The sequence below is a fragment of the Streptomyces sp. NPDC002476 genome (assembly GCF_042889785.1).
Lineage (GTDB): Bacteria > Actinomycetota > Actinomycetes > Streptomycetales > Streptomycetaceae > Streptomyces.
In genome coordinates this window covers 1-5,956 of sequence record NZ_JBIARH010000089.1, presented here as the reverse complement: position 1 = coordinate 5,956, position 5,956 = coordinate 1, and the positions used below count along the sequence as shown (strand labels likewise).

Here is a 5,956-nt window from a genome sequence, read left to right as displayed (position 1 = left end):
CGGTTCACGAGTCACCCGGACCGGCGTCCTACGGCACGCTACGAGCGGCCAACCCGACCGCGTCCCGCTTTCCCCATATAAGTCGGCGGTTCAGTCATCGGCAACGACAACAGCCTGCTCGGTGGCGCGATCGGCGCCACCACCCTGGTTGCGGTTAACGCGGCACTGAACCGGTGGCTGGCGGTCAACGAGCGTGCTGTACGCCTGGTGGAGGGAAAGCCGACAACAATCATCGAGGACGGCCGCGGGTGCGCTCAGGCACCTGGCGCTGCGCCCCACAGAAGTCGAGCACGCGGTGCGCCTACAGAACGGCGACGACATCAGCATGGTCGCCGTGGGGCGCCTTGAGCCGGACGGCCAATTGGTGATCGTGCTCAAGCCGTCCGAACAGAACGCCACCCGCGCGGATGTCCAAAGGCTGGAGACACGCCTCGGGGACAGGTCCCCAGTTCCGTGACCTCTGCCAGTGGTCTGTCGGGCCGGGGCGGGCTGGGCGTGGAAACCATGGCGTTGACTTGCGAGGTGGACGCGACCCTTTTGCCAGCATGCTCGTTCGGCGCCTCCGGCGGCGAGCGTACAGCGGGCGGCAGAAGCGGGAAGCCACTGTGTTGTTCCTCCGCCCATGCGCTGAGCAGGCATAAGAGGACTCGCCTCGGAGAGAGCGTTCTCCGTCCTCCGTGCCGCGGCCGGACACGGGCCGACACTCCTGCTCTGGCGCCGAGAGTAACCGGGGGAGACGGATCGCCCCGCAGGACGGCACGGTCAGCACCAGGGGAGACACCATTCAGGGCTGAGGTGGTATGTGCCATGTCCGCATCGCAGCTAATCGACGTAGACGACACCTGGCCAGGTCAAGGACAACATCACGCCTGCCAGCTCGAGCAAGAAGCGTGAGCGTCAGTACGAGCACAGGAGGGCGCCGAGGAGGGGTGAGTCCACAAAGCGAGCGAAGGGGCCGCACGCACCGTGAACAAGAAGCGGGCGCGCTCGGGCGAGTCGAAGACCTCCAGCAAGGTCTCCGCTCAACAAGCAGCTTCGGAACGCCCTGGGCCGCTGATACGTCATTGCGTGGTTCAGCCGGCGCCGGGCAGCTTTACGTGGATGGTGCCGTCGCTGTCTACGCTCACCTGGAAGGACGGCTGCGGTGCGGTGGCCGGCCCGCGTACGTTCGCTCCGTCCGACAGCCGGAAGACACTGCCGTGCCAGGGGCATTCCACGCAGCCGTCGGTGATCTTCCCGTCCGACAGGGGCCCTGACAGGTGGCTGCACTGCTCCGCGATGACATGAATGCGGCCGCCCGGCTGACGGAACACCAGCAACGGCACCTCGCCCAACTCCCGCCGCACGGCCTCGCCGACTGGGAAGTCCTCCACTCTGCCGACCGGGTGCCACCCCTCTTCCAACAGATGCGGGACCGCTGCCGTCTTGTTGGCGCCTGCGGCCTGGCGATAGGCGAGGTGGCCACCAAGCATCCCGCCGGTGCCGGCCATACACAGCCCCGCAAAGCCGAGCGCCTTGCCCAATGCCGTATGGCCACGGCCGCGATGCACCCAGGATCCCGAGTAGAGTCCGATGGCCGCGGCGATCGACGTTGCGTGCACCAGTCCGGTACGCATCTGGTCCTCGTGCTGCTCAGCCCAGTCCACCCAGCCGGCCAAGGCGGCCGGCGCGGCCCCCAGGAGGCCCACACCCACCAAGATGCGGGCACTGCGCCGGGTGCCGGGCACGACGTCCAGCACTGCGGCGGAAAACCACGCGCCCATCGGAACCTGCACCAGCGCGGGATGCAGGGGATGGCCGATCGGCAGACCGTGCAGCACATCGCGGTAGCGCCCCAGAGGCACGCCGCGCACCAACCGCCGCACAGGGCTGATCACCACATCAAGCTTCTTCAGGCGGCCCAGCGCATCGAGGGACCTCAGAAAGAGGTCCTCGGTGCGGACGGCCGCCGTGCCGATGCTTGGAGCGAGAACCGCGAATTTCGTATACCCCGCTGAAAGCCGCATGATGAGCGGTTTGCCATGTGCGGCCGATTCCCAAACAGGCGTCGGCTCCGTTCCACTCTGGTGGCTGCAGGAGTCTCGGGCGGGATGTCATCATGCCTGTAGGGTCTACCGGTGCCTCCACTCACTCCTCTTCTTCGTATCCTTGCTCTTCGTCGTCCTCTTCCCAGTCGACTACTGCTCGCTAAAGCCAGGCGTTTCTCGACGACGGAACGGAAGCGTGTCCCCGTAAACACTGGCCGTCGCCAGTGTGTTCTGAGCGTCGGCGGGTACCCGAAAGAAAATGTCCGTTGCAAAGATAGGTGTCCTCGTTCTGGACTGCGCGGAGCCCGAAGCCTGGCGGAGTTCTACGCGTCACTGCGCACTGCTCGATGCGGAAATTCAGGTGGTGAGCGATTCTGATTTTGTGGAACTTGTCGGCTACAAGGCGGGCACCTGGCAATCCGCCGGGACCACGGCCACGACGCTCCCGGCCGGCCGCGGCCGGATGACGCCCGGCAGGCGCATCTTCGGATACTCGTCGCACACGGTGATCCGGATGAGGCGGAACGAGAAGGGGTGAGCCTCGGGGCAATGCCGATGGAGGCGAAGGCTGGCGGTGCGCTGCGCGGCGTTTCGCTTTTGCCGATCTCGCCGGGCACTCCTTCTCCCTCGCGGTGCCCCCACGGAACGAGCCGACGGGCCGAGGAGAGGAAGGACCATGAAGCTGCCGGAGACCCGGGGTGAGGTGTCTGCCGCTCTGATCGAGGCGCTCGGCCGGGAACCGGGTCGGCGCAGCCTGCCGGACACGTCCCTGGTAGCGGGTGCTGACCCGTACGGCGATGACCTGCAGCTCGCCCTGTACCTCTGTTACGAGTTGCACTACCGCGGCTTCGACGGTGTGGACGGTGCCTGGGAGTGGGATCCGGAACTGCTCAGGGTGCGTGCCGCGCTGGAGCGGGAGTTCACGGCGGCTCTGCGTGCTGACGTGCCGGTGGCCGAGGACGTCGGTCTGGCGCTGGACGAACTCGTTCTGGAGCCGGCGGACGTCGACGGCGTGTCGTACTTCCTGCGGGACGAGGGCGAGCTGTGGCATCTGCGTGAGTACGCCGCCCACCGCTCGCTTTACCACCTCAAGGAGGCCGATCCGCACGTGTGGGTGATCCCTCGCCTGACGGGCCGGGCCAAGGCAGGAATGGCCGCTGTGGAGTACGACGAATTCGGAGCGGGACGGGCGGAACAGGTCCACTCGAAGCTGTTCGCCGATCTGATGGCGGACCTCAACCTGGACACCTCGTACGGGCGCTACCTCGACGCCGGATCGCGGCAGATGCTCGCGACCGTCAACCTCATGTCACTCTTTGGACTCCACCGCTCACACCGTGGTGCGCTGGTCGGTCACTTCGCCTCGGTGGAGACCACATCGCCACCAGGGTCGCGACGCCTTGCGCAAGCATTGAAGCGGGCCGGTGCCGGGCCTGCGGCCATCCACTTCTACGCGGAGCATGTGGAGGCCGACGCCGTGCATGAGCAGCTCGTACGGCATGAGGTCGTCGCCGGTCTGCTCCAGGAGGAGCCGGGTCTGGCACCGGACGTCGCCTTCGGTATCGGGGCCACCGGATGGTTGGAAGACCGGTTCGGGGAGCAGTTGCTCGGCGCATGGCGGGGCGCCGAGTCCTCACTCCGTGTACCGCTCTGAGGCCGGCGGCGGGGCTTTCTTCGGCCTCTTCCGGCCGCGGTGGCTCGTGTCGCACCAAGGGAAGATGAGGCTCCGCCGGCAGGTACACAGTGCGACGACAGGCCGGTCCGAGCGGGCAATGTGGCCGTCCTCCTGGACCACTTCGACCGGCCCCTCCACGAGCATGGGCCCGCCCGGCTCCTGCATGACGCGCCGTGCAGCTGCCCGAGGTGCGGTCTCCGGTTCAGTACGGCCGTTCTGCACGGATCACCACCAGTTCCTCTTTCTCCTGGCCGGGCTGGATCAGGCCCTGGGTCTCCAGCCAGCCGGCCCGTTCACGCAGGACAGGCCCGAAGGGAACGAACCGGCGGTCGGTCACAGCCACGTCCAATCCGGCTTCAGCCAGCCGCGCCAGCGTCATCGCTGGGTTATTCAGCGCGGAGTGGACCGCGAGCAGTACACCTCCGGGGCGCAGCAGAGCGGGGACCTTGGCACAGAGCCGGTCGAGCACCGCCCGGCCGTCGATCCCCGCCTCCCAGGCCCGAGCAATACCGCGACGCGGTACGCGGGCGTTCGCGGACGGTACGTACGGCGGGTTCGCGAGCACCAGGTCGAACATCAGGCCGGTCACAGGCTCCGTCAAGTCGCCCCGGCTGGTCCGGAGCACCCGTGCATACCCGGACAGCAGTGCGTTAAGTCGTGTGGTGAGCACCGCCGCGGCGGAAGTGTCGATGGCGGTCACGCGGGCGGCGCCGTAGCGGGCGGCGGCGATCGCCACTGCGCCGGTACCGGTACCCACGTCGAGTACCTCCGCTCCGGGTGACAGATGCTCGCGCCGCAGAGCGGATATCAACATGGCTGTGTCTTCCTGTGGCGCGTAAACACCCGGAGGCTGGAGGAACTTCAATGTCGCGACCGACTTTCAGAGATCACGCAGGGCGTGCAGCCTCGCAGTTCGTGCGCCCGGACGACATCGCGGATTTCATCCCGTGCGGTGACGACGTCGGCACTTTTGTCGAGGCGGTGCGTGCCTGCGCCGAGGCGGGCTTCACGGAGATCGCCCTGGTTCAGGTCGGCGGTGACCATCAGCAGCCCTTCCTCGACGGGGCGGCAAAGTCCCTGCGCGCCCTGCGTGCCCTGCGTGCCCTGCGTGCCCTGCGCGCCCTGCGCGCCCACCACGTGCTCGTTGAGGTTGTCGCCGAAGCCGAGACAGAGTCATGCCTCTGGCACAGCTGCTGCATCGTCACGGCCTTCTAAGCGACCACCGAAGGGTGGCATCGCACGGTGGGACGCGTCACGACACCACTCGGCTCAAGGAGGTAACCCCGAGTCGATACGGCGGCACTTTCCTCAATGGGAGGCAGGATGAAATCCAGGTGAGGCAATCAGCCTCGGCGACCCGGCGATGCAATCGCCCGAAACCGCCGCACGTCAGCGAACTTTCACCGAGCAACGAAACCTGACGCCTGGTGCCGGCCTGCAAGGCCGGCACCAAGCCGCGCCCCGCCGACCGTGAAACCCGTGTGCCCGGAACGTGGCCCACAATTGCAGGTCCTACCGTCCGGACTTCTTCAGCCGCTCAGCCGCCTTTGCCGCAGTCTCCTGGGCCTTGCCCGTCAATTGCTCGCCGCGGCCCTCTGCCTGCATGCCCTTGTTGTCCGTGGCACCGCCGGCGGTTTCCTTCAGCTTGCCCTTGACCTGCTTGGCCTTCGCCTTTGCCTTACCCATGACCTTTGTGCCCTTCACTGGAGGGGATGACGTATCCACCTTGCGCCGATCACTCTGAGGCCGCAATCGGTGAGGTGTCGCGCTCACGCGGCGTCTGGCTGGGGCTGGGGTTCGCTGGGGCCTGGTACGGACGGCCGCTCCGGGGCGTGTGGCACGGGATCCGGACCACTTGGGATTGGCCCGGACTCTCAGGGGAACGTTCTGTGTGGTCACCACGTTCTCTGCACCTGCGAGCTGCTCGGCGGCAGGACGTTCTGCGGTGCGCCGACAGCAGACGGAAAACGCGGGCCGCCGCGTCGGCGACTTCGTCGAAGTGGTTGCCGAGCCAGCGGGTTTCATCCGTCATGGCCGCGCCGCAGGGAAGCGGGGACGCACAGGGAGGGCTTCTGTTCGCTGGCCGGGTCCGCTCCAGCAGGCGTCGGCAGCGGTCGGCCTGTCGGCGATCTGTCGCGTGTGGCCGGGGTTATCGGGGGGCCCCTATCTGTTTCGTCAACCCTGACGGGTCTGATTCATAGGGGTTCGCGCTGGTTTCCGGGAACGTCCCGCGAAGCGGGATGTTCCCGGCAGA

8 protein-coding genes and 1 pseudogene are annotated in these 5,956 nt (G+C 67.1%); 5 read left to right on the top strand and 4 right to left on the bottom strand.

The window, feature by feature from the left end; genetic code table 11:
* The first annotated feature begins 193 nt into the window (after nt 1-193).
* Nucleotides 194-457, top strand: coding sequence for a YetF domain-containing protein (locus ACFYXM_RS36745; protein ID WP_389296167.1), 264 nt, complete (start codon nt 194-196; stop codon nt 455-457).
* 405 nt (nt 458-862) lie between these two features.
* Nucleotides 863-1,050, top strand: a pseudogene (locus tag ACFYXM_RS36740) (plasmid stabilization protein); the annotation flags it as partial.
* Between the two features lie 23 nt (nt 1,051-1,073).
* Here ACFYXM_RS36740 and ACFYXM_RS36735 read toward each other — a convergent pair.
* Complete coding sequence (locus tag ACFYXM_RS36735) at nt 1,074-2,006, bottom strand: Rieske 2Fe-2S domain-containing protein (RefSeq protein WP_389296166.1); 933 nt, start codon at nt 2,004-2,006, stop codon at nt 1,074-1,076.
* 385 nt (nt 2,007-2,391) lie between these two features.
* Between ACFYXM_RS36735 and ACFYXM_RS36730 the strand changes: the two genes are divergently transcribed.
* Together ACFYXM_RS36730 and ACFYXM_RS36725 are read left to right on the top strand one after the other, a co-directional pair.
* Nucleotides 2,392-2,565, top strand: coding sequence for a hypothetical protein (locus tag ACFYXM_RS36730; protein ID WP_389296165.1), 174 nt, complete (start codon nt 2,392-2,394; stop codon nt 2,563-2,565).
* A gap of 138 nt (nt 2,566-2,703) precedes the next feature.
* Nucleotides 2,704-3,681: an iron-containing redox enzyme family protein gene (locus ACFYXM_RS36725; RefSeq protein WP_389296164.1), complete on the top strand. Its 978-nt coding sequence runs from the start codon at nt 2,704-2,706 to the stop codon at nt 3,679-3,681.
* On the opposite strand, the gene ACFYXM_RS36720 is transcribed toward ACFYXM_RS36725, so the two are convergent.
* Both ACFYXM_RS36720 and ACFYXM_RS36715 read right to left on the bottom strand, forming a co-directional pair.
* Nucleotides 3,661-3,846, bottom strand: coding sequence for a CDGSH iron-sulfur domain-containing protein (locus ACFYXM_RS36720; RefSeq protein WP_389296162.1), 186 nt, complete (start codon nt 3,844-3,846; stop codon nt 3,661-3,663). The genes ACFYXM_RS36725 and ACFYXM_RS36720 overlap by 21 nt on opposite strands.
* A gap of 58 nt (nt 3,847-3,904) precedes the next feature.
* The gene (locus ACFYXM_RS36715) at nt 3,905-4,567 is read right to left on the bottom strand and encodes a HemK2/MTQ2 family protein methyltransferase (protein WP_389296161.1); all 663 of its coding nucleotides are present in this window, start codon (nt 4,565-4,567) and stop codon (nt 3,905-3,907) included.
* Between ACFYXM_RS36715 and ACFYXM_RS36710 the strand changes: the two genes are divergently transcribed.
* A complete protein-coding gene (locus ACFYXM_RS36710; RefSeq protein ID WP_389296159.1) occupies nt 4,567-4,917 on the top strand; it encodes a hypothetical protein in 351 nt (116 codons plus the stop codon). The genes ACFYXM_RS36715 and ACFYXM_RS36710 overlap by 1 nt on opposite strands.
* 297 nt (nt 4,918-5,214) lie before the next feature.
* On the opposite strand, the gene ACFYXM_RS36705 is transcribed toward ACFYXM_RS36710, so the two are convergent.
* On the bottom strand, nt 5,215-5,388 hold the full coding sequence (locus ACFYXM_RS36705; RefSeq protein WP_389296156.1) for a CsbD family protein: 174 nt from the start codon (nt 5,386-5,388) through the stop codon (nt 5,215-5,217).
* Nucleotides 5,389-5,956: the final 568 nt, after the last annotated feature.